This is a genomic window from Qipengyuania sp. R86523, from assembly GCF_044596365.1.
Classification (GTDB): Bacteria; Pseudomonadota; Alphaproteobacteria; order Sphingomonadales; family Sphingomonadaceae; genus Qipengyuania; species Qipengyuania citrea.
This window is the reverse complement of the sequence record NZ_CP138997.1, coordinates 1,231,208-1,251,669: the sequence shown is the minus strand read 5'-3', so window position 1 is coordinate 1,251,669 and position 20,462 is coordinate 1,231,208. Positions and strand designations below refer to the sequence as shown.

Sequence of the window (20,462 nt, the reverse complement as noted above, 5' to 3'; positions counted from 1 at the left end):
GTCAGCTGTGCTTGCGCGTGCGGTACCACTTGGTCAGCACGTATTTCCGCCCCCTGATCACGGGGGTGCCCGCATGCAGCGTGTATTCGTTGGGCACCCCTTCAACGGTGGCATTGTTCCACACCAGCAGCACGCCGGGTTTGGGCTCGATCGAGGCGCCGATCTCGACGAAATGCGTGTGCCCGCCTTCCTCCACTTCGTTGAGAAAGGCCATCGCGGTCCAGCAGCGCTGCCCGCCGCGCTTGCGTTCGAGTTTCCAGTATTCCTGGTCGGTATAGAACCAGTCGTTGTGCGGCTTGAATTCCTGCCCGGGCAGATAGCGCTGGCCCTGGATGTTCTCGCCGACATTGGCCGGCAGACCCAGCACATCGTCGATGCGGCGCGAAATCGCTTTGATGAAGGGATCGTGGGGGTCGAAATTGCCCGAATAGGATGTGCGGAACTTGGCGACATAGGCGGTTTCGTGCAGCTCGCTCGGCCGGGCGACAGCATCGATCATATGCGTCAGCCGGCTGCATTCCTCGCCGGACAGGAAATCGCCGATGGCGTAGATCTCGGCCGCGTCGGTGGGCACCTTGTAGGCTTGCGGATCGCTCTCGAGGCGCTGGCGCACCCGCGCACCGACGCGCTTGAGGGCATCCTGATCGGGGACACTCGCAGTCTTGCTCATGCGCTCCTGTTAGCAACCGTGCCGGAGGCTTCAAGTAAGGCGCTTGTCGCACGGCATGTGCACGCTAGGATCGGGCCGGGTCAAAGCAGGAGCAGGAATGATGAGCGATACGAATGCGCGCCGCTATTCGACCGGGGCCATGGTGTTTCATTGGGTTATCGCGGTCCTCGTGATCGCGAACTGGCAGATCGCCGAACGCGCCGAAGCGCTGGACATGCCGGCGAAGATCGAGATGTTCGGTTATCACAAGGCCGTCGGGATCATGATCCTCGTATTGACTCTGGGTCGCTTGTTGTGGCGGTTTACGCATCCGGTACCGCCGCTTCCAGCCACGATCAGCGGCTGGGAAGCCGCACTGGCGCGCACGGTCCATGTCGTTTTCTACGTCCTGCTGATCGGCTTGCCGCTGGGCGGCTGGCTGGCGAATTCGCTCAGCGGCCGCGATATCGATATCTTCGGCCTGTTCACCATTCCGCCGCTGCCGGTGGGCGAGAACGGTGACCTGGCGGGCCGCATCTTCGATGCCCATGCGCTGGGCGGGACGGTCTTTCTGGCGCTGATCGTCCTGCATGTCCTCGGCGCGCTCAAACACACTTTCGTCGACCGTAGCGGGGGGATCTTCCGCATGCTGCCCTTCGGCCGGGCCTGACAAACCGGCTTTCTGTCCTGGGCCAGGGACGAAAAAGCCCCCGCCAATCGCTTGGCGGGGGCTCTGTCACCGTCCAGCCCACTCTCGAAAGCTGGCTGGCGGTATGGCTTACCAGAAGAAGTCGTGGATGACGTCGACGACCTCGCCGCTGTAGATATCGACCAGCAACACGTCGTCGTAATAGCGCACCCAGCGATAGGGGCCGTAGACGGCGGGCAAACGGTAGCGACCGGGATCGTTGATCCAGTAACGGCTGCCGAAGAACAGGTTGCCGATGCGTGCCCCGATGCTCAGCCGGCGATAGCGGTAGTCGCGATAAGGTGCGTAATAGCGGCCGAGCCGGAAGATGCTGCGGTTGCCCAGACGGTACCGCTGCCAGTCGTAGCGGTGATTGTCGCGCCACCGGCGCTGGTCCCAGCGATTGTAGCTGTGCCAGCGGCGGCCGTCGTAATAGCGTGCGCGGCGGGCATCCTGGCGCGCGCTGCGCTGCACATCCTGCCTGTACCGGCGTTCCTGGCGTGCATCCCGGCGGCGTTCGGCACGGTAACGCTCCTGCCTGAGCTGACGATCCTCGCGCGCGTCGCGGCGCCGTTCGCTGCGATAGGCGTTCTGACGCGAACTGGCATCGCGGCGTGCCTCGCGCCGTTGCTGCGCACGCTGGGCATCACGTGCGGCGTCGCGCTGCACACGCTGGCGCTGCTCGCTGCGTTCCTGCCGCTCTGCCTGGCGGCGCTGGGCTGCGGCGCGTTCTGCGCGTTGCGCTTCCCCGCGCCGGCTTTCCGTTCGTGCACGCCGGATGTCGGCGCGGTTGTCGCCGCGATCGACTTGAACCGATCGCCGTTCGCTGCGCACGTTGCGGAATTCGCGGGCATCCATTTGGCGCATGCGCTCGCGTGCGGCACGCTGTTGACGCGCTTCACTCCGATCGCCGCGGTCGCGTTGGGCCCGTTCGCCGCGTTCGCGCGATTGTGCTTCCGCCGGGGCGGGCAGGGCAGTGATGGCCATCGCCGCGGCAAGCGCGCTCAGGGCCGTGCCTTTCATCAGCTTGGTCAGGTTCATGGAGCTTGTCCTCATGCTTGCGTTTGAAGCCGCTCCACCACCTGCGGCACCGATGTCGCACTTTGTATCACAACGGCCTGACGCGAAACTGAACCGGTTGGTCAGGTTGTTGTTCATGTTTAGTTGGCGAAACATGAACGCACTGAATCTTGGCACGATCGTTCGATACCGGCATTGCCATGGGCATGTACGACACGCTCGATGAAGTCCGCACAGATATCGCCGCACGCCTTTCGGCCGCGGCCAACGACCGCAGATCGGCGATGCATAGCCCCGTCGTGGCGACGGCCGATGCCGATGCGCGGGTGATGGTACTGCGCGCATTCGATGCGGACAGCTGGTTGCTGCGGTTCCATACCGATGCCCGGTCGCCCAAGGTTGCGGTCATCGAAGCCGATCCTCGCATCGGGGTTCTCGCCTATGACAGGCAGGCGAAGATCCAGTTGCGGCTTCGCGGCACCGGCCGCATCGAACGGACCGGGCTGGTTGCCGATGCAGCCTGGTCGCAGAGCAACAACTTCGCGCGGAGATGCTATCTCGGGGAGGGACCGGGCGTGGCGGCGGATCATCCCACTTCGGGATTGCCGGCGCGCTTCGAAGGCGTTGAGCCAACCGACGACGAAGTGCAGGTCGCGCGCGAAAACTTCGCCGTGCTGCTGGTCCAGGTGGAGCAGGCGGACTGGTTCAGCCTGGCGCATACCGGGCACCGGCGCGCAGTGCTGACTCCCGGCGATGGCCAGTGGATCTCGCCCTAGCGGCGTCTGTCAGCGCCGTTCGAAGCGATCGTATCCCTGCGCGCTTGTCTGCTCTGCATCGACAGTGTCGGGTGCGGCGCGCGGCGGGCCGTCATGCATGGCGGCGATCATCCGGTCGACCGCGGCCTGCGGCCCTTCGACATGCGCTTCGACGGTGCCGTCGGGCAGGTTCCTGACCCAGCCGGCGAGGCCCAGCGCGGCAGCGGTCTCGACCGTCCAGTCGCGGTAGAACACGCCCTGGACGCGTCCGCGTGCGATGAGGCGGCGGGCGGTCGTCACGCCGCGGGTGATCCGCGATACGTGCCGCCCGCCCGCCCGGACATCGTCAGGCCGCCTGCTTGATGTCGCGCAGCGTGATCGCGAAGCTGATGTCCTCGCCTGCCAGCGGATGATTGCCGTCGGCCTTGACCGTCTGTTCGCCGACTTCGACGATATAGAGCGTCAGCGGCTGGCCGTCGGGCGACTGGGCCTGCATGGCCATGCCCGGCTGCGGGGCGGGCTCGGGCGGCAGGTTTTCACGCGGAATGTCGATCACCAGTTCGTCGCGGCGGGGCCCGAAAGCGCTGTCCGAAGCGATTTCGACGGTTTCTTCGTCGCCCACTTCCATGCCGGTCAGCGCCTGTTCGATCTGCGGGAAGATCTGCCCGCTGCCCAGTTCGATGTCCTGCGGACCCATTTCCTGGGTCGTGCCGACGACTTCGCCGTCGCCTCTGCGCAGCACGTAGTCGATCGATACGGTGTCGCCGTTGTTGGGAGTTGTCATGACTGTCCTTTTCGAGATTTGGTGTGGCGGCGGCGATGCGCCGCGCGGGGACGCGCCCATTGCAGAGCGCCTTGCCCGCGATTGTCGCAACTCGGCCTGCACTAGTCAAACGCAGTCGGCCCGGAGCGCCCACGGGACAGCGCAAACCTGGCGCGCAGCCATGCGCGCGATGCCGAAAGGTCCGACCGGGCTGCGGAGCACCTGCGCGCCGCAGCCCTAGATGGCCGAGGCCGGTGGTTACCGGGTCAGCTTCTTGTACGCTAGGCGCGTGGGACGATCCGCCGCATCGCCGAGGCGGCGGCGCTTGTCTTCTTCATAGGCTTCGAAATTGCCTTCGAACCATTCGACATGGCTGTCGCCCTCGAATGCGAGGATATGCGTCGCCAGCCGGTCGAGGAAGAAGCGGTCATGGCTGATGACCACCGCACAGCCGGCGAAGTTCTCGATCGCTTCCTCGAGCGCGGCAAGCGTTTCGACATCCAAGTCGTTGGTCGGTTCGTCGAGCAGCAGGACGTTGCCGCCCTCCTTGAGCATCTTGGCCATGTGGACGCGGTTGCGTTCACCGCCCGACAGCTTGCCGACGTTCTTCTGCTGGTCGGCCCCCTTGAAGTTGAATGCGCCGACATAGGCGCGCGTGCTGGTGTCGTGGCCGTTGACCTTCATGTAATCCAGCCCGTCGGAGATTTCCTCCCAGACGTTGTTCTTCGGATTGAGATGGTCGCGGCTCTGGTCGACATAGCCGAGATGGACGGTCGAACCGATTTCCACCGTGCCGCTGTCGGGTTCTTCCTTGCCGGTGAGGATCTTGAACAGCGTCGACTTGCCCGCGCCATTGGGGCCGATCACGCCGACGATGCCGCCCGGGGGCAGCATGAAGGACAGGTTTTCGAAGAGCAGCTTGTCGCCATAAGCCTTGGAAATGTTCTTGGCCTCGATCACCTTGCCGCCGAGCCGTTCGGGGACCTGGATAACGATCTGCGCCTTGCCCGGCTTGCGGTCCTTCTGGCCTTCCTGCAGTTCCTCGAACTTGCGGATACGCGCCTTCGACTTGGTCTGGCGCGCGCTGGGCGTCTGCCGGATCCATTCGAGTTCGCGCGACAGCGCCTTGGAGCGCCCGCTTTCCTCGCGGCTTTCCTGCTCGAGGCGCTTGGCCTTCTTCTCGAGATAGGTCGAGTAATTGCCTTCGTAGGGATAGTACGACCCGCGATCGAGCTCGAGGATCCATTCCACTACATTGTCGAGGAAGTAGCGATCGTGGGTGATCATCAGCACCGCGCCCGCATATTCCTTGAGGTGGTTTTCCAGCCACTGGACGCTCTCCGCGTCAAGGTGGTTGGTCGGTTCGTCGAGCAGCAGGATCGACGGCTTCTGGATCAGCAGGCGGGTCAGCGCCACGCGGCGCTTTTCACCGCCCGAAAGGTCGGTCACCGCCCAGTCGCCCGGCGGACAGCGCAGCGCTTCCATCGCGACTTCGAGCTGGTTGTCGAGCGTCCAGCCGTCGACCGCGTCGATCTGCTCCTGCAGCGTGCCCATCTCTTCCATCAGGGCATCGAAATCGGTGTCCTCCTGCGGATCGCCCATTTCCGCGCTGATGGCGTTGAAACGATCGACCTTGTCGGCGATCTCGCGTGCGCCGTCCTTGACGTTTTCGAGCACGGTCTTGCTCTCGTCGAGTTCGGGCTCCTGTTCGAGATAGCCGACGGTGATGTTCTCGCCCGGCCATGCCTCGCCGGTGAAATCGGTGTCGATCCCCGCCATGATCTTGATCAGCGTCGACTTGCCCGCCCCGTTGGGGCCGACGATGCCGATTTTCGCGCCCTGGTAGAACTGCAGGCTGATGTTGCTGAGCACCGGCTTGGAAGCGCCGGGGAAGGTCTTGGTCATGTCCTTCATGACGAATGCGTACTGGGCGGCCATGGGCGGGGTCCTTCGGATCGGTTTGGGATGACGGGCACGGGCGGCCCGCAAGCTTTGCCGCGCAGATAGTCGCACCGGCGCCACGGGGCAAGCATGGGGAATGCCATATGGGGCGGGTGCGGGCGAACCGCGGCAACTGGCGCAGCCCCGGTCGATTGGCGGCTGGACTTTTCAACCGCGAAACACGATGGGAGCGCCGATTGGGGTATTCCCTTATACGTTCTATTAACAGGGCGCCCCTAAAATGCCGGCAGGAAGGGTAGGGACAGTCCATGCGCGAACAGATTATGGGCATGATCACCCCGACGATGTCGATCGTGTTCTTCGCGGTCTTCCTCATCATGTGGTGGCGCGGGAAGATGGGCAATTACGTGCTCGGCTTCGCGTCGGCCTATCTGCTGTTCGCGATCGGTTTCGGGACGACCCACCTGTTCGACACGGGCTCCCCCTACGTCTTCCACATCACCCAGTTCTTCTATTCGCTCAGCACGGCGACCGCGATCTGGGCGCTGACCAAGCGTGCCGGACAGCCGCCCTATCTCGGGGTGCTGCTGGTCATCTACGGCCTGTCGGCGGCCACGCTGGCGGTGGCGGTGCTGACCAGCCCGGATATTTCCTCGCGGCTGATCATCGTCAATGTCGGCTATGGCGCGATGTATCTCGTGTGCCTGATGTCGCTGCTGGGCGGTCCGCGGCACGAAGCGATCGACAAGCTGATCATTGCCGCGCACTCGGTTCTGGCCGCGCAATTCATGATCCGCCCGGTCCTGACGCTGCTGATCGAACAGTCGATCCCGGCCAGCGTCTACCGGCAGTCGGTTTATTACTCGGTCCTCAATCTGTCGCTTGCGCTGATCGCGCTGATGAGCGCGATGGTCTTGGTCGGCGCCTGCCTCTACGACCAGATCAAGGCCGTACGCGAACAGGCCGATCTGGACGGGCTGACCAAGCTGCGCACGCGCCGGGCCTTCGAACAGGGCGTGGTCACGCTGCTCGAGCGGGCAAATCAGGAATGCGCGCCCGTGTCGCTGGTGGTTGCCGATATCGACCACTTCAAGGCGGTCAACGACGTCTGGGGGCACCAGGCCGGCGACAAGGCGATCGCCCAGTTCGGCGAGATCGTTCGCGGGACCATTCGCGAAACCGATATTGCCGGGCGCATCGGCGGCGAGGAATTCTGCATCCTCGCGTGGAACTGCGATGAACAGGCCGCGGTCTCGCTTGCCGAACGCATTCGCCGCAAGTTCGCGCAGGCGCAGATCGAAGGACTGCCCGGCGACCAGCGCTTGACCGCCAGTTTCGGCGTTGCCGGACGCGGCGAGGGCGAAGGCTATGGCAAGCTGTTCGCACGCACCGATGGGGCGCTCTATGCGGCCAAGGAAAATGGCCGCAACTGCATCGTGCGCGACGGCGAGGGCAAGAAGCGCGGGGTCGTGACATCCATTGCCGAACTGGCCGACAAGCGGCACGAAGCCAACGCCTGACCGCAGTTTCCGGCGCGGCCGGTCCATGTCATCGCTGGCGTCATACGCGGTATCCACCAGTAAAAGCGGTATTCTTTAACCACCTTTAACTGTTATCACCTAAGCAGGGGGTGAAGGGTCGAGGTGCAGCATGTCAGAGAATATTCTCGCGTTGGCGAACCCCATGCTCAACATGGTGTTCGGTATCGCCTTCCTGATATTGTGGCGCCGCGAACCCGGCGCCAGCTGGATCGCGATCATATCCGTAAGCTATTTCGCAAGCGCGGCTGGTTTTTTCATCTTCCACCTTACGCCCGATCCCAACGGCATCCCGGCGGTCGTGGCGATGCACCTGTTCTATTCCCTGGGCACCATCGCCATGGTCTGGGGTATCGGCACGCGCTACGGCCAGCTGATCCCGCACCGCCTCTACGCGTTTATCGCGGGGCTCGGCCTCGTCATGATGGTGGGCGCGAGCTTCGGGGCGGATTACAACGCGCGGCTCTACGCCGCGAACGCCAGCTATGGGCTGATCCTTGCGCTGGGAACGCAGGCGATCGCCCGCAAGGCGGGCAGTGAACTGCTCGACAAGGCGATCCTCTTCCTGCTCGCGATGGGCGCCTTCCAGTTCTTCGTCCGCCCGCTGGTCGCGATCATGGTCCAGGGCGAGATGACCGCCGTGGAATACCGCGAGACCCCGTTCTACGCCGTGATGGTCGTCTGGCTCGCGCTGGCTGCGGTCCTGATGGCCCTGATCCTGCTGGGGGCCGCGCTGACCGATCAGACCAAGGCGGTGCGCGACGATGCGGAGCGCGATACGCTGACGGGTCTGAAAGTGCGCGGCCCCTTCGAAACGCAGGCGATCGCCATGCTGCAGCGCGCGCGGGAGGAGGATGTCCCGATCAGCGTGATCGTAGCCGATATCGATCACTTCAAGCGGGTCAACGATATCTGGGGGCACCAGGTCGGTGACAGTGCGATTGCCGGTTTCGGTGACTTGCTGCGTTCGGCGATCCGGTCGACCGATATTGCCGGACGGGTCGGCGGCGAGGAATTCTGCCTGTTCGTGTGGGACTGCCCCGCCGGGCCGACGCGCAAACTCGCCGAGCGGATCCGGACCCGCTTCGAACACATGCAGATCGAGGGCATTTCCGACGGCGTCCGCCTGACCGCCAGTTTCGGCATTGCGCAGTGGGAACCCGACGAAGGTTACGGCCGGCTGTTCGCGCGCGCCGATGCGGCGCTCTATCGGGCGAAACAGGCGGGCCGTAACCGCATCGTGTCGCAGGATGAGGGGATGCTGCTTGCCATGGGGCCGCATCGGCAGGGCCCCGACATGCGCCGCGCCCGCGTCTAGGCCATTTCGCGGCGCAGCAACCGCGGCATCAGCGCCAGCTGCAATCCGGCGCGCAGCACCAGGAAGCCGATGAAGCTGGCCCACAGCCCGTGATTGCCCAGCGGCCATGTCAGCCACAGCATGACGCCATAGCCCAGCGCGGCGCCCGCCATCGACAGCAGCAGTGGGCGCGTCCAGCTGGCACCCACGAACACCCCGTCGAGCACGAACCCGGCAAATCCCGCCAGCGGGATCGCCACGATCCACGGCCACAGCGTGCGCGCTTCGGCCGCGACTGCGGGCGTCGCCGCGAAACTGTCGGTGATCGTCCCGCCCGCCCAGGCGAAGGCCGCCGACAGCAGGATCGCCACGCCGAGACAGCGCCACAGGATCGCCCGGACCAGCGCGGTAAACCCGGCGCGGTCGCCATCGCCCGCCCGCTCGCCATTGAGTACCTGGGCGGCGTTCTCGAACCCGTCGAGCAGCAGTGCGGCGAGCACGAACAATTGGTAGACGATGCCGTTGGCCGCCAGCGTCACCGCGCCGCGTTCCGCCCCCAGCCGGGTCAGCATCGCGATCGCCACCATCAGCACCACCGTTCGCAGGAAGAGGTCGCGGTTGATTGCCAGGAACGGCCTGAGCGCGCGCAGGGACATGTTCGCGCGGTCTGCCAGCGCGGCCCGCAGATCATTCCCCGCCAGATACCAGATCAGCGCGCCGGTCGCCGCCAGCTTGGCGAACTCGGCAATGAAGCTCGACCAGCCGATGCCGGCGATGCCCCAGTCCAGCCCCAGCGCCAGCCACAGGCCCAGCGCGATGTTGAGCAGATTGTAGAAGATTTCGATCGCCAGCACTTCGCGCATCCGCCGCCGCCCGACGAGGAAGCCGATCAGCGCGAAATTCACCAGCACTGCCGGCGCGCTCCAGTAGCGGATGTCCGCATAGACGACGGCTGCCGTGCGGACGCGCGCTTCGGCGCCCAGCGCATCGAGCATCAGCGGCAGCAGGACCGGCTTGGCCAGCAGCAGCATCGCCGCGATCGCGAGGCCGACCACCACGCCCTTGACCAGCACCTGCGCCTGCGCGTGCTGGCCCACGCGCGTGCCCGCCTGCGCGACGAGGCCGGTGGTGCCGGTCTTGAGGAAGTTCATGACGGTGAACAGCGCGGCGAACAGCTTGGCACCGATATCGACTGCGCCCTGAGTTGGGGCATCGCCCAATTGCCCGACGATCCACATGTCACCCACGCCGATCAGCGCCGTGGCGACATTGGTCACCATCGCGGGCAGCGCGATGGCCCAGATGAGCCGCGGATCGACAGCCGATGGTGCGGAGGGTGTCAGGCCTTGCTCCTCACACGCGGGGCCGGGTCGTTCGGCCGGCCGAAGCGGCCACCGGGCCGTCTGGCGATGAAAAACTGGTCGGGGAGACTGGATTCGAACCAGCGACCCCTTGTACCCAAAACAAGTGCGCTACCAGGCTGCGCCACTCCCCGACCGGTTTTCCCGCAAGACGCCGAGCTTGGTGGGCCCGGCAGGACTCGAACCCGCGACCTAGCCGTTATGAGCGGCCAGCTCTAACCAACTGAGCTACAGGCCCCCAGCCACGTCGTGCGGAACAGCGCGCCTAGCCGCGCGGCGATGGGCTGGCAAGCGCTAGGCGTCGACCGATGCCATGATTTCTTCGACCGTGGTCGGTCGCACGCCGCGCGTGTCGAGATAGGCATAGACCCCGCGAAACCAGTCGTAGAGCGCATCGAGGTCGGCCTCGGTGCGGACATAGGGGGTGTGACCCGCGGCGAGCGACGGGCTGTGGAAGCTCAGCACCAGCACGGGCAACTGGTCGTCGATGGCGATGTCGATCGCGCGCAGCGCTTCGTCCATGCTCACGCCTTCGGGGGTCAGGCCGATCCGCTCGAGCAGGCCGAGGCGGGACAGCGCCCCGCCGAGCCGGGGGAACCTCGTCGTGAGCGGGAAAACGTGGCCGCCCTGCTGGCGCAGCAGGCCCCAGAACACCGTGGTCAGCGGAAGTTCGATCAGCTTGTGGTCGGGATCGGTCCAGTAGGGCGTGACCGGGTGGCGGGCATAATCGGGCCCCTGCGTCGCCGAATAGTCGTAACGCGCGCGCACCGAGCTATCGATCGCGATCCCGGTTTCGCTGAGCAACTTGGCAGTCTGCGGGCCCAGCCCGTAGCGGCCCGCGCGGTAGATCCGCGGAAGCGTGCCGAAGCCTTCCTCGATCGTATCGCGCAGCTTGCGGAACTTGGCCTCTTCCAGTTCGACCGGAAGGTTGCCGGCATAGCTGTGATGCGCGTTGACCTGTTCGGTATGCGGCGGATTGACCCACGGGTGCAATTGCACGCCCACCTCGGCCGTGCCCGCGCGGACCGCATCGCCGATGATCTCGCGCGCGAGCGGGTCGGTGGCGATGGGCCAATCGACCAGATAGACCGGCACCACGCCGATCCCCTCGCAGAATTCCTGGAAACCCGAAATCGCGCGGACGTGGCTCAGCCCGTAGCCATCGGCACGGAAAGGGGCATTCCAGTCGAATTCCTCCTCGGTGTCGACCGTCAGCAGCGATCGCTGGCCGAACCCTTCGGCAAACCGGACCTGCTGCGAGGGTACGGGCGGGTCGAGGAGGTTGGCATGTGCGATGGTGGGCGTGTCCTAGCCGGCGGCGCGATCGGGCGCATCGACGGGGCCAGGCAGCGGCTCGGCAGCGGTCAAGAGCGGCAGGCTGAGGACCAGTGCATCGCCCTCGCGCGCCAGTTCGCCGCCCGCGGCGCGTGTTTCGGCGCGGGCGAGGCGGAGCGAGAAACCGGCGCCGAATATGCCCGAACTCAGCGTGCTGCCGCCCGCGCGGACATCGGAAGAGAAGATATCCTCGGCCTTGGCCAGCTTGGCGGGCAAGGCGATCCGCAGCGCGACCTGTTTGCCATCCTGCACCATCGCCAGCGCGACATGTTCGCCCGCAGCGGTTGCGCCGGCCATTGTTGCCAGCACGCGCCAGCCGAGCATCTCGGCTTCCTCGCGGGCCAGCGCCAATGGTGCGGTATCGGCGGCAAGCTCTGCTTCGAAGCGGGACACGCGCGGGCTGAGGACGCTCTGCAACTGGTCGACCTGGGCACGGACGATGGCGGCGAAATCGCTTTCGCCCGCCTCGAGATCGAGCGCGCCGGTCTCGAGCCGCGCCAGCCGGTCGAGCTCGTCGAAACCCGCGAGGATGCGCGCCGAGTCGCCCGCGATCGAGGCGGCCAGCGCGCGGTACTCATGCGGGGTCGGGCCGAACACCTGCTGCTGGATGACTTCGGCATAGCCCTGCATCGCATTGACCGGCGTGCGCAGTTCGTGGAGCAGCTGGCGCAGTCGGTCGGCACCGCGCTGGGCGCGGTCGTCGACCGCCGCAATCGCGCGGCGGAAGCGACCGACATAGCCATGGAAGCGCCCGTCGCCGCGGGTGAAGCGCGGCGCGGCATCGACGATCCAGTCTCCCTCGATCGCCTCGGCCCCGCGCAGCGTGATCGGCATGTCGCGCAGCGGCTGGCGATTGGCGAAACCGGCGGCGAAATCGCCGCCCAGCGGCGCATGGGCGCGGCGCTGCGACAGGTCGATCCCGACCACCAGCGGGGCAATCGCGGGTTCGGCCCAGTCGATCCGGCCCTCGGAATTAGTGCCGAAATTGAAGGAATTGATCGGTTTGCGGGCAACCGGCTGCTCGAGCTCGGCCATTGGCAGGGTCGGCGCATCGCCTGGGGCGGTGCGCGGCGCACGCGCCTTGCGAAAGGTTTCGATCCGTTCGACCAGCGCGCGAATGCCGTCGGACTTGTCGGGATCCTGCGCGGCGGGAGCAGGCACGGGTTCGACAGGACCGACGGGCTCGCCAAGTTCGGGGGCGACCGGCGGCCCTTCGGGTTCGACGGGCCTGGTGGGCTCGGCCGCTTCGGTCGGGGGCGGCGCGGGGTCCGGCGCCTGCGCCTGCGCCGGACGCAGCGTGAAGGGCGCGGGACCATGCATGCCAGCGCCGGTGTCCGCGGGCCCCTCGGCTTCCGCGGGCAGTGCTGCGGGCTCTTCCGCAGCCACGGTCTTCGGCATCGGCAGCGCGCGGTCGGATACGCCCAGCCGGTCGAGCACACGCACGGCAGCCGACGGCAGGTCGCGGCGATGCCGCAGGAAGCCGCGCGTCCGGATCGGCAGCGTGGGAATGATCCCGGCCCATTCCTCGCCCGTGAGATCGGCGCGCTGCAAAGCCGCCGCGGCGATCGCGGGATGCGCCTCGCCGAACCAGCGGACCAGTTCGGGATTGCGGAACCGCCAGCCGTTTTCGCCCACGATCGCGGCGCGTTCGGCAGTCGGGATCATGTCGGCCAGCGCGATCAGCCGGAGATAGGCCGCCGCCTTGAGCGCGGGGTCGCCGCCACCCTGCGGCCGTTCACCCAGCAGGTCGAGCAACTGCCGGAACTGCGTCTTCGCCGCGCGCTCGCCGGCGGCGCGGTGGCGCAGCACAGTGGCAAGGCGATCGTCGAAATGCATGGATTCTCCGGGGGTGGCGAGGGTTTGCGACAGTTACCCCATAGCAGGCCAGGGTTTCTACCGCTGTAAAACTTACAATGAACGGAAAGTTGCCAGCGCGTTGCAAAGCGGGACAATTGCTGGCAAGACTAATAATGTTAGCCAAGACGCCTGTGTCGCGTTGTTAACATTTCGTGGAAGTTTCGCGATGCCACATCGCGGCGTAAGGGTAGCAGGGGCAATGAGTATGGCCAATCTCGACGATATCGACCGGCGGCTGCTGGGGGAACTCCAGTCCGAAGGACGAATCACCAATGTCGAACTGGCACACCGGGTCGGGTTGACGGCCCCGCCTTGCCTGCGGCGCGTCCGCGCGCTGGAAGAAGAGGGCGTGATCCGCGGCTACCATGCCGAGCTCGATCCGTCCAAGCTGGGCTTCTCGATCACCGTCTTCGCGATGGTCAGCCTCAAGAGCCAGGCCGAGGACGCGCTGCGCGAATTCGAAGTGGCGATGCGCGACCTGCCCGAAGTGCGCGAAGTCCACATGCTCAACGGTGAAATCGACTTCATCATCAAGATCGTCAGCGAAGATCTGCAGAGCTTCCAGGAGTTCCTGACCAGCAAGCTGACCCCGGCACCCAATGTCGAAAGCGTGAAAACCTCGCTCACCATCCGCACCAGCAAGCTCGAGCCCGGCGTCCCGCTGTGAGCGGTGCCGCGCGGATCGAGGGCCATTGCCTGTGCGGCGCGGTCACCATCGCGCTCGACAATCCGGCGCAGCATATCGAGATCTGCCAGTGTAACATGTGCCGCCGCTGGGCGGGTTCGTTCTACAGCGCGCAGACCGGCAAATCCGTCCGCATCTCGGGCGAGGACAGTGCCACCATCTACCGCTCGAGCGAATGGGCCGAACGCGCTTTCTGCGCTCATTGCGGCAGCAATCTGTGGTTCCGCTTCCTGCCTACGGGGGGCCGCAGCTTCTCCGCGGGCCTGTTCGATGCCGCTGCCAAACATGCGATCGAGAAGGAAATTTTCGTCGACGAACGCGCCGACTGGTGCCGCATCGAAGGCGACCACCCCCGCCAGACCGGCGCCGAGGTGATCGCCGAGGCCGAGGCGGCGGGTTTCAAATTCAACTGACGGACGTCGCCGCGTGCCACCAACCAGAGTTCGGTTCTCCGGCGGATACCTGGCCATCGTGATGCTGGCAGGGGCTGTAGGCGCGATCTCCGTGGCGCTGATCGCGCTGATCCCGGCAATCGAAGTGGAACCGTCCTCGGCCCGGGGCAGCGAGGTGATTGCGTATCTCGCCCAATTCCGTTGGGAGGGCATCAGCATACCGCTGGTGCTCTTCGCCGCGGCGGTCACCTACAATCTCGGTCAAATGGCCCGTCGCTGGATCGATGAAACCGCGGTGCTGGCCGATGACGAGGGATTGCGGTTTCACCCCTCCATCAGGAAAGATCCGCTGGGCTGGGACGAAGTTCGCCACATCCGTGCGGAATAGCGGTTCGGTGCGATGCAACTGCACATCCGCACGGTGGCCGGGAAGCGGTTTCGGATCACCCCGTGCGATCACGACGAGGTACGGGCGCTGGTCGCGCGATTTGCGGCCATGAGCGACGAAACCTAGGCGCTGAACCCACCGAGCAGTCGCGAACCTGCCGATTATACCGAAACTGGCCGAACTTCTGTTAGGCGTCGCGCGTCTTGAGCCATTCCTCGAGCCATTTGATCGAGTAGTTGCCGCTCTTCACATCGTCCTGCTGGAGCAGTTCCTGGTGCAGCGGAATGCTCGTCTTCACGCCTTCGACCACCATTTCCTCGAGCGCGCGCTTGAGCCGCATCATGCAGCGTTCGCGGTCGCGGCCGTAGACGATCAGCTTGGCGATCATGCTGTCGTAATAGGGCGGGATCGAATAGCCGGCGTACAGCCCGCTATCGACCCGGACATGCATCCCGCCGGCCGCGTGGTAATAGGTGATCTTGCCGGGGCTGGGCGTGAAATCGAACGGGTCTTCGGCGTTGATCCGGCATTCGATCGCGTGGCCCTTGAACTCGACTTCGTCCTGCGTAACCGACAGCGGCTTGCCCGCTGCGATACGGATCTGTTCGCGGACGAGGTCGATCCCGGTAATCATTTCGGTGACCGGGTGTTCGACCTGCAGGCGGGTGTTCATCTCGATGAAATAGAACTCGCCGTTTTCCCACAGGAATTCGATCGTGCCGGCACCGCGATAGCCCATGTCGCGCATCGCCTTCGAGCAGACCTCGCCCATCCGCATGCGGTCTTCCTCGCCCAGCACGGGGGAGGGGGCTTCCTCGAGCACCTTCTGGTGGCGCCGCTGGAGCGAACAGTCGCGTTCGCCCAGGTGGATGGCGTTGCCCTTGCCATCGCCGAATACCTGGAACTCGATATGGCGCGGGTTGCCGAGGTATTTCTCGATATAGACGGTGGCATCGCCGAAGGCTGCTTTCGCCTCGTTGCCGGCCTGCTGCATCAGCGTTTCGAGCTGGTCTTCGCTTTCGCAGACCTTCATCCCGCGCCCGCCGCCGCCGCTGGCAGCCTTGATGATGACGGGGTAGCCGATTTGGGCGGCGATCGCGCGGGCTTCGCCGATCTCGCTGACCGCGCCGTCGCTCCCGGGAACGAGCGGCAGGCCCAGCGCGCCCGCGGTCCGCTTGGCGGCGACCTTGTCGCCCATCGTGCGGATATGTTCGGGCTTGGGCCCGATCCAGGCGATGTCGTGCGCTTCGACGATCTCGGCGAACTTGGCGTTTTCGGACAGGAAGCCGTAGCCGGGATGGATCGCGTCGGCATGGCTGACTTCGGCAGCCGAAATGATGTTGGCCACGTTGAGATAGCTGTCGGTCGCGCTGGGCGGGCCGATGCAGACTGCGTGGTCGGCCAGTCGCACATGCATGGCATCGGCATCGGCGGTGGAATGCACCGCCACCGTCTCGATACCCATTTCATGGGCGGCGCGGTGGATGCGCAGCGCGATTTCGCCGCGATTGGCGATCAGGATGCGGGAGATACTCACGGGCGCGCTCAGCCGATGACGACGAGCGGCTGGTCGAATTCGACCGGCTGGGCGTTCTCGACCAGGATCGACTTGACCGTCCCGGCCTTGTCGGCGGTGATCGGGTTCATCACCTTCATCGCCTCGACGATCAGCAGCGTCTGCCCTTCGCTCACGCTGTCCCCCGGCTTGACGAAATTCGCCGCGCCGGGTTCGGATGCGAGGTAGACCGTGCCGACCATCGGCGACTTGACCGCGCCGGCGGTATCGATGTCGGCAGCGGATGCCTCGGGCGTCGGTGCCGCGGCGCTCGGGGCGGGCGCTGCCGCAGGGACGGGCGCCGCGGCCGGTGCCGCAGCCATCGCCACGCCGCCGCGCGCAACGCGGATCTTGCGTTCGCCATCTTCGACTTCGATTTCGGTCAGTCCGGTGTCGCCCAGCATTTCGGCGAGCTCGCGAACGAGAGCGGTGTCGACATTCATACCGGACTTGCCGGTGCTGCCTTTACGATCGGCCATGGAACCCCTTGCGTATTGTTTGCGCCGCCTATGCTACCCGCGCGGCGTTTGGGCAAGGGGTGAGGGCGCAAATTAGAGCGCGGCGGCTTTCTCCAACGCTACGGCATAGCCGCGCGCTCCTAGGCCTTTCACCTCGTCAACTGCGGCCATGCCGACATAGGAAAGATGGCGGAAACCCTCGCGTGTCGCGGGGTCGGACAGGTGCACTTCGATCACCGGCACCCCGATCGCCTTGATCGCATCGAGCAGCGCGACCGAAGTGTGCGTATACGCCGCGGCGTTGAGCAGCACCGCCTTCGCTCCGGTGCTGCGCGCCTCGTGCAGCCAGTCGACCAGCACGCCTTCGTGATTGGTCTGGCGAAAGTCGATCTCGAGGCCGAGCTCGCGCGCCTTCTCGCCCAGCATCGCCTCGATATCGGCGAGCGTATCGGAGCCGTAGATCTCCGGCTCGCGCGTGCCGAGCAGGTTGAGATTGGGGCCGTTCAGGACGAAGACGGTGTCGGTCATGGGGAAAGGGTTAGCGGCAATCGGCAGGCCGCGGAAGGGCCGCGATGCTTGGCGTATTGAGCGAGGTTTTCGGAACAGCTCTGGCCGTTCGAGGGTCTTGTGTCAGGGGAAAGGAGGTCCCGCGTATGCTAGACACTCTCGCGATCGAAATTGCCAATCACGCCACCCGGATCATCGAGCTGACCGGGATCGCCATCATTACGATCGGCGGCTTCGCCACATTGGCCCTGTTCATGTACCGGCTGGTCTGCGGGTACGACCGCAACGAGGCCGTGCAGAAATTGCGATCCAGCCTCGGCCGGGCCATCCTGCTGGGGCTCGAATTCCTCGTCGCGGCCGACATCATCAACACGGTCGCCATCGAACCGACATTGGAAAGCGTTGCCGTTCTGGCGGGAATCGTTTTGATCCGAACCTTCCTGAGCTTCAGTCTCGAGACGGAAATCGAAGGGCGCCTGCCCTGGCGCCAGAAAGCCGACGCGGGCTGAGAACGCTCTCTCCGTGAGACCTACTGATCCACGCCCTTGACCTTACCCCATTGGCGCGCCGCGGTGTAGCCGAGGTAGCCGGTGCCGAAGAGCGCGTAGAGTGCTTCGGGAAGCGCGGCGAGGTAGCGGGTCATGCCTTCGCCGATGGCGCGCGCAGTGATGGGGTCGAAAGCGGCGATCACGCCCATCGGCACGCTGAACAGGATCAGCGCATACATGACGTAAAGAAAGCTCGGGCGGGCGCGGCTGGTCCAGGGGTCGGCGCTTTGCGCTTCGGCGACGATGGCGGACAGGCGCGCCTCGATCTGCTTCAATTCCTGCGTGCCTTCGAGCGCGAGCAGTTCGAGCTTCGCCCTCGCCCGTGCGTCCTTGTCGGGGATCACCTTGTCGATGATCGAGGCAAGCGGGCCGATAAGCGATTCGATGAACGGCATGGGGCGTCTCCGGTTGGTGAGACCGAATCGGATAACCAGAATGGTTCGTGTAGGAAAACGCGAACGTCGGCGCGTGACTGTCGGCGCGGGACCGCGCGGATCGTCATGGCTGCTGCGATATGAGGGAAGTCCACTGGTCGGGATGACTGGATTCGAACCAGCGACCCCCACACCCCCAGTATGGTGCGCTACCAGGCTGCGCTACATCCCGAAACCAGTGGAGGCGGCCCTATAGGGCGGGTGTTTGAGCATGGCAAGCACAGTTCGCAGGCAATTCGTTGCCCCGGCATCGCATTGCTGCTAACCGCGCCGCACTTTCGCAAGAAGGGTGGTGCAGGCGGCTTGAACACGGCGCCCGCGCGCTCCAATTGCGAATTCGACACAACGCCAATTTCCGACAGGTATTTCATCGATGATCGATCTTCTCGCCGCCGCCGGTAGCGCCGCAGCCGAGCCGCCCGCATGGACGGGCTGGGTCCTGCCGCTGGGCATGCTGCTGATCCTGTGGTTCCTCATCCTGCGCCCGCAGATGCGCCAGCAGAAGCAGCACCGCGAACGCGTCGCGGGTCTCGCCAAGGGCGACGAAGTGGTCACGGCCGGCGGACTGGTCGGCAAGATCACCAAGGTCGAAGACCACTACGTCCATGTCGAACTGACCAAGGGCATGACCGTCAAGGCGGTGCGCAACACGATCGGCGAAGTGCTGTCGTCGCGCGACAAGCCTGCCGCAAACGACTAGGACGGGGCGCACCACTTCATGCTCGATTTCCCCACCTGGCGTAAGATCTGGCTATGGCTGATCGCCGGCCTGTGCGTCTTTGCCGCGCTGCCCTCGCTGCTGTCGGCCACCAGCATCCGCTGGCCCGATGCCCTGCCGCAGCCGATGGTCAATCTCGGCCTCGATCTCGCCGGCGGGAGCCATATCCTGCTTGAAGCGGATGCCGCGCAGGTCGCTGCGCAGCGGCTCGAGAACATGGAAGAAAACGTGCGCAACACCATGCGCAGCGCCGATCCGCGAATCCGCATCGGCGACGTTTCCACTCGCGACGGCCGGCTCAGCTTCATGCTCGACGATCCCGGCCAGGTGGACCGCGCCCGCGAACTGCTGCTTCCCGCGATGAACGGCACCGGGCTGGTGCGCGAATGGAACATGGCGGTCGAGGACGGCAACCGCATGGTCCTCACCCCCACGCAGGAAGGCACCGACCAGGCTGTCAGCGATGCGATGGAAAGCGCCACCGAAGTGGTCCGCAAGCGGATCGACGAACTGGGCACGCGCGAACCGACGATCATCCGCCAGGGCGATACGCGGATCGTGGTGCAGGTGCCCGGCCTGCAGGATCCCGACCAGCTCAAGGCGCTGCTCGGCCAGACCGCCAAGCTCGAATTCAAGCTCGTCGACCAGAACGCGCTGCCCAGCGATGTGCAACAGGGCCTCGCCCCGCCGGGATCGGAAATCTTCCCCTATGTCGATACCTCCGATTTCGCAGGCACCTCGCTGGCGGTCCGCCGGCTCGGCGGTATCCGCGGCGACAATCTGACCGGGGCGCAGCAGAGCTTCGATCCGCAGACCAACGAACCGGTCGTCAATATCCAGTTCGACAGCGACGGCGGACGCCGCTTCGCCAAGCTGACCACCGACAATGTCGGCAAGCCCTTCGCCATCATTCTCGACGACAAGGTCCTGTCCGCGCCCAATATCAACGAACCCATTCGCGGCGGCTCCGCGCAGATTTCGGGCAGCTTCTCGGTCGAAACCGCGAACCAGCTGGCGATCTCGCTGCGTTCGGGTGCGCTGCCGGTCGATCTCGCCGTGATCGAGGAACGCACCGTCGGGCCCGATCTGGGCGCCGATTCGATCAAGCGCGGCATGCTCGCGCTGGGTGTCGGTTCGCTGCTCGTCATCGCGCTGATGATCGTCAGCTATGGCCGTTTCGGCGTCTATGCGACCGCGGCGCTGGGGATCAACGTGGCGATGCTGCTGGGCATCATGGCCGCGCTCAACACCACGCTGACGCTGCCGGGCATCGCGGGCTTCGTGCTGACCATCGGTGCGGCGGTCGACGCCAACGTGCTGATCAACGAACGCATCCGCGAGGAACGCAAACGCGGGCGCCGGGTCATCGCCGCGGTGGAGAACGGCTATCACGAAGCCAGCCGCGCGATCTACGACGCCAACATCACCAACTTCATCGCCGGTGTGCTGCTGTTCCTGTTTGGCTCGGGTCCGATCCGCGGCTTTGCCGTGGTGCTGATCATCGGCCTGTTCACCAGCGTCTTCACCGCCGTTACCCTGACCCGCATGTGGGTCGCCGGCTGGCTGCGCAAGGCCAAGCCCAAAGACATCGTACTGTAAGGAGGGCGACGAT

At 65.3% G+C, this 20,462-nt stretch carries 22 protein-coding genes and 3 tRNA genes; 10 read left to right on the top strand and 15 right to left on the bottom strand.

What is annotated here, in order from left to right; all coding sequences use genetic code 11:
* Window position 1: 1 nt before the first annotated feature.
* On the bottom strand, window positions 2-670 hold the full coding sequence (locus SJY12_RS06185; RefSeq protein WP_397506505.1) for a prolyl hydroxylase family protein: 669 nt from the start codon (window positions 668-670) through the stop codon (window positions 2-4).
* Window positions 671-770: 100 nt separating this feature from the next.
* Between SJY12_RS06185 and SJY12_RS06180 the strand changes: the two genes are divergently transcribed.
* Window positions 771-1,319: a cytochrome b gene (locus tag SJY12_RS06180; protein ID WP_063505465.1), complete on the top strand. Its 549-nt coding sequence runs from the start codon at window positions 771-773 to the stop codon at window positions 1,317-1,319.
* A gap of 108 nt (window positions 1,320-1,427) precedes the next feature.
* Here SJY12_RS06180 and SJY12_RS06175 read toward each other — a convergent pair whose 3' ends face one another.
* On the bottom strand, window positions 1,428-2,378 hold the full coding sequence (locus tag SJY12_RS06175) for an RcnB family protein (protein ID WP_397506503.1): 951 nt from the start codon (window positions 2,376-2,378) through the stop codon (window positions 1,428-1,430).
* Between the two features lie 149 nt (window positions 2,379-2,527).
* Here SJY12_RS06175 and SJY12_RS06170 point away from each other — a divergent pair, with 149 nt between their 5' ends.
* Window positions 2,528-3,133, top strand: a complete 606-nt coding sequence (locus SJY12_RS06170) for a pyridoxamine 5'-phosphate oxidase family protein (protein WP_397506502.1) — start codon at window positions 2,528-2,530, stop codon at window positions 3,131-3,133.
* A 9-nt stretch (window positions 3,134-3,142) separates the two neighbouring features.
* Here SJY12_RS06170 and SJY12_RS06165 read toward each other — a convergent pair whose 3' ends face one another.
* The 3 genes from SJY12_RS06165 to ettA form a co-directional block, all read right to left on the bottom strand.
* The gene (locus SJY12_RS06165) at window positions 3,143-3,412 is read right to left on the bottom strand and encodes an acylphosphatase (protein WP_050599290.1); all 270 of its coding nucleotides are present in this window, start codon (window positions 3,410-3,412) and stop codon (window positions 3,143-3,145) included.
* 46 nt (window positions 3,413-3,458) lie between these two features.
* Entirely contained in the window at window positions 3,459-3,896 is a 438-nt protein-coding gene (locus tag SJY12_RS06160) for a peptidylprolyl isomerase (RefSeq protein ID WP_397506500.1), read from the bottom strand.
* Window positions 3,897-4,133: 237 nt separating this feature from the next.
* The gene (gene ettA, locus SJY12_RS06155; RefSeq protein WP_050599288.1) at window positions 4,134-5,813 is read right to left on the bottom strand and encodes an energy-dependent translational throttle protein EttA; all 1,680 of its coding nucleotides are present in this window, start codon (window positions 5,811-5,813) and stop codon (window positions 4,134-4,136) included.
* Between the two features lie 272 nt (window positions 5,814-6,085).
* Here ettA and SJY12_RS06150 point away from each other — a divergent pair, with 272 nt between their 5' ends.
* Both SJY12_RS06150 and SJY12_RS06145 read left to right on the top strand, forming a co-directional pair.
* Complete coding sequence (locus tag SJY12_RS06150; RefSeq protein WP_050599287.1) at window positions 6,086-7,297, top strand: GGDEF domain-containing protein; 1,212 nt, start codon at window positions 6,086-6,088, stop codon at window positions 7,295-7,297.
* Between the two features lie 130 nt (window positions 7,298-7,427).
* On the top strand, window positions 7,428-8,633 hold the full coding sequence (locus SJY12_RS06145; protein WP_160767153.1) for a GGDEF domain-containing protein: 1,206 nt from the start codon (window positions 7,428-7,430) through the stop codon (window positions 8,631-8,633).
* On the opposite strand, the gene SJY12_RS06140 is transcribed toward SJY12_RS06145, so the two are convergent.
* From SJY12_RS06140 to SJY12_RS06120, 5 genes are all read right to left on the bottom strand, one after another.
* Complete coding sequence (locus tag SJY12_RS06140; RefSeq protein ID WP_397506497.1) at window positions 8,630-9,889, bottom strand: MATE family efflux transporter; 1,260 nt, start codon at window positions 9,887-9,889, stop codon at window positions 8,630-8,632. The two genes, SJY12_RS06145 and SJY12_RS06140, sit on opposite strands and share 4 nt — an antisense overlap.
* A 141-nt stretch (window positions 9,890-10,030) precedes the next feature.
* Window positions 10,031-10,107, bottom strand: a tRNA-Pro gene (locus SJY12_RS06135).
* 27 nt (window positions 10,108-10,134) lie between these two features.
* Window positions 10,135-10,211: transfer RNA gene (locus SJY12_RS06130), tRNA-Ile, on the bottom strand.
* 56 nt (window positions 10,212-10,267) lie between these two features.
* Window positions 10,268-11,071, bottom strand: a complete 804-nt coding sequence (locus SJY12_RS06125) for a polysaccharide deacetylase family protein (protein WP_369814687.1) — start codon at window positions 11,069-11,071, stop codon at window positions 10,268-10,270.
* A gap of 210 nt (window positions 11,072-11,281) precedes the next feature.
* The gene (locus tag SJY12_RS06120) at window positions 11,282-13,144 is read right to left on the bottom strand and encodes a sensor histidine kinase (protein ID WP_397506495.1); all 1,863 of its coding nucleotides are present in this window, start codon (window positions 13,142-13,144) and stop codon (window positions 11,282-11,284) included.
* Window positions 13,145-13,370: 226 nt separating this feature from the next.
* Between SJY12_RS06120 and SJY12_RS06115 the strand changes: the two genes are divergently transcribed.
* The 3 genes from SJY12_RS06115 (at window position 13,371) to SJY12_RS06105 (ending at window position 14,630) form a co-directional block, all read left to right on the top strand.
* The gene (locus SJY12_RS06115) at window positions 13,371-13,832 is read left to right on the top strand and encodes an Lrp/AsnC family transcriptional regulator (protein ID WP_050599282.1); all 462 of its coding nucleotides are present in this window, start codon (window positions 13,371-13,373) and stop codon (window positions 13,830-13,832) included.
* Window positions 13,829-14,263, top strand: a complete 435-nt coding sequence (locus SJY12_RS06110) for a GFA family protein (protein WP_397506493.1) — start codon at window positions 13,829-13,831, stop codon at window positions 14,261-14,263. Before SJY12_RS06115 ends, SJY12_RS06110 begins: the two co-directional genes overlap by 4 nt.
* A 91-nt stretch (window positions 14,264-14,354) precedes the next feature.
* On the top strand, window positions 14,355-14,630 hold the full coding sequence (locus SJY12_RS06105) for a hypothetical protein (RefSeq protein WP_397506492.1): 276 nt from the start codon (window positions 14,355-14,357) through the stop codon (window positions 14,628-14,630).
* Window positions 14,631-14,817: 187 nt separating this feature from the next.
* Here the strand turns inward: SJY12_RS06105 and accC are convergent, their stop codons facing one another.
* The 3 genes from accC to SJY12_RS06090 form a co-directional block, all read right to left on the bottom strand.
* Window positions 14,818-16,167, bottom strand: a complete 1,350-nt coding sequence (gene accC, locus SJY12_RS06100; protein WP_397506491.1) for an acetyl-CoA carboxylase biotin carboxylase subunit — start codon at window positions 16,165-16,167, stop codon at window positions 14,818-14,820.
* An 8-nt stretch (window positions 16,168-16,175) separates the two neighbouring features.
* Window positions 16,176-16,664, bottom strand: coding sequence for an acetyl-CoA carboxylase biotin carboxyl carrier protein (gene accB / locus SJY12_RS06095; RefSeq protein WP_397506489.1), 489 nt, complete (start codon window positions 16,662-16,664; stop codon window positions 16,176-16,178).
* A gap of 72 nt (window positions 16,665-16,736) precedes the next feature.
* Window positions 16,737-17,171 (bottom strand): type II 3-dehydroquinate dehydratase, encoded by a 435-nt coding sequence (locus tag SJY12_RS06090; protein ID WP_050600086.1) that lies wholly within the window; start codon window positions 17,169-17,171, stop codon window positions 16,737-16,739.
* Between the two features lie 125 nt (window positions 17,172-17,296).
* Between SJY12_RS06090 and SJY12_RS06085 the strand changes: the two genes are divergently transcribed.
* Complete coding sequence (locus tag SJY12_RS06085; protein ID WP_397506487.1) at window positions 17,297-17,659, top strand: DUF1622 domain-containing protein; 363 nt, start codon at window positions 17,297-17,299, stop codon at window positions 17,657-17,659.
* Window positions 17,660-17,679: 20 nt separating this feature from the next.
* On the opposite strand, the gene SJY12_RS06080 is transcribed toward SJY12_RS06085, so the two are convergent.
* Together SJY12_RS06080 and SJY12_RS06075 are read right to left on the bottom strand one after the other, a co-directional pair.
* A complete protein-coding gene (locus SJY12_RS06080; protein ID WP_397506485.1) occupies window positions 17,680-18,093 on the bottom strand; it encodes a holin family protein in 414 nt (137 codons plus the stop codon).
* A 134-nt stretch (window positions 18,094-18,227) separates the two neighbouring features.
* A tRNA-Pro gene (locus SJY12_RS06075) sits at window positions 18,228-18,304 on the bottom strand.
* 201 nt (window positions 18,305-18,505) lie between these two features.
* Here SJY12_RS06075 and yajC point away from each other — a divergent pair.
* Window positions 18,506-18,832 (top strand): preprotein translocase subunit YajC, encoded by a 327-nt coding sequence (yajC, locus tag SJY12_RS06070; RefSeq protein WP_050600083.1) that lies wholly within the window; start codon window positions 18,506-18,508, stop codon window positions 18,830-18,832.
* Window positions 18,833-18,850: 18 nt separating this feature from the next.
* Window positions 18,851-20,449: a protein translocase subunit SecD gene (gene secD / locus SJY12_RS06065; protein WP_397506483.1), complete on the top strand. Its 1,599-nt coding sequence runs from the start codon at window positions 18,851-18,853 to the stop codon at window positions 20,447-20,449.
* Window positions 20,450-20,462: the final 13 nt, after the last annotated feature.

Excerpts from the sequence above, each read along its gene's own strand:
- SJY12_RS06185 (WP_397506505.1), bottom strand. The coding sequence starts at position 670 with ATGAGCAAGACTGCGAGTGTCCCCGATCAGGATGCCCTCAAGCGCGTC.
- SJY12_RS06180 (WP_063505465.1), top strand. The coding sequence starts at position 771 with ATGAGCGATACGAATGCGCGCCGCTATTCGACCGGGGCCATGGTGTTT.
- SJY12_RS06175 (WP_397506503.1), bottom strand. The coding sequence starts at position 2,378 with ATGAACCTGACCAAGCTGATGAAAGGCACGGCCCTGAGCGCGCTTGCC.
- SJY12_RS06160 (WP_397506500.1), bottom strand. The coding sequence starts at position 3,896 with ATGACAACTCCCAACAACGGCGACACCGTATCGATCGACTACGTGCTG.
- ettA (WP_050599288.1), bottom strand. The coding sequence starts at position 5,813 with ATGGCCGCCCAGTACGCATTCGTCATGAAGGACATGACCAAGACCTTC.
- SJY12_RS06150 (WP_050599287.1), top strand. The coding sequence starts at position 6,086 with ATGCGCGAACAGATTATGGGCATGATCACCCCGACGATGTCGATCGTG.
- SJY12_RS06145 (WP_160767153.1), top strand. The coding sequence starts at position 7,428 with ATGTCAGAGAATATTCTCGCGTTGGCGAACCCCATGCTCAACATGGTG.
- SJY12_RS06120 (WP_397506495.1), bottom strand. The coding sequence starts at position 13,144 with ATGCATTTCGACGATCGCCTTGCCACTGTGCTGCGCCACCGCGCCGCC.
- SJY12_RS06115 (WP_050599282.1), top strand. The coding sequence starts at position 13,371 with ATGGCCAATCTCGACGATATCGACCGGCGGCTGCTGGGGGAACTCCAG.
- accB (WP_397506489.1), bottom strand. The coding sequence starts at position 16,664 with ATGGCCGATCGTAAAGGCAGCACCGGCAAGTCCGGTATGAATGTCGAC.
- SJY12_RS06090 (WP_050600086.1), bottom strand. The coding sequence starts at position 17,171 with ATGACCGACACCGTCTTCGTCCTGAACGGCCCCAATCTCAACCTGCTC.
- SJY12_RS06085 (WP_397506487.1), top strand. The coding sequence starts at position 17,297 with ATGCTAGACACTCTCGCGATCGAAATTGCCAATCACGCCACCCGGATC.
- SJY12_RS06080 (WP_397506485.1), bottom strand. The coding sequence starts at position 18,093 with ATGCCGTTCATCGAATCGCTTATCGGCCCGCTTGCCTCGATCATCGAC.
- yajC (WP_050600083.1), top strand. The coding sequence starts at position 18,506 with ATGATCGATCTTCTCGCCGCCGCCGGTAGCGCCGCAGCCGAGCCGCCC.
- secD (WP_397506483.1), top strand. The coding sequence starts at position 18,851 with ATGCTCGATTTCCCCACCTGGCGTAAGATCTGGCTATGGCTGATCGCC.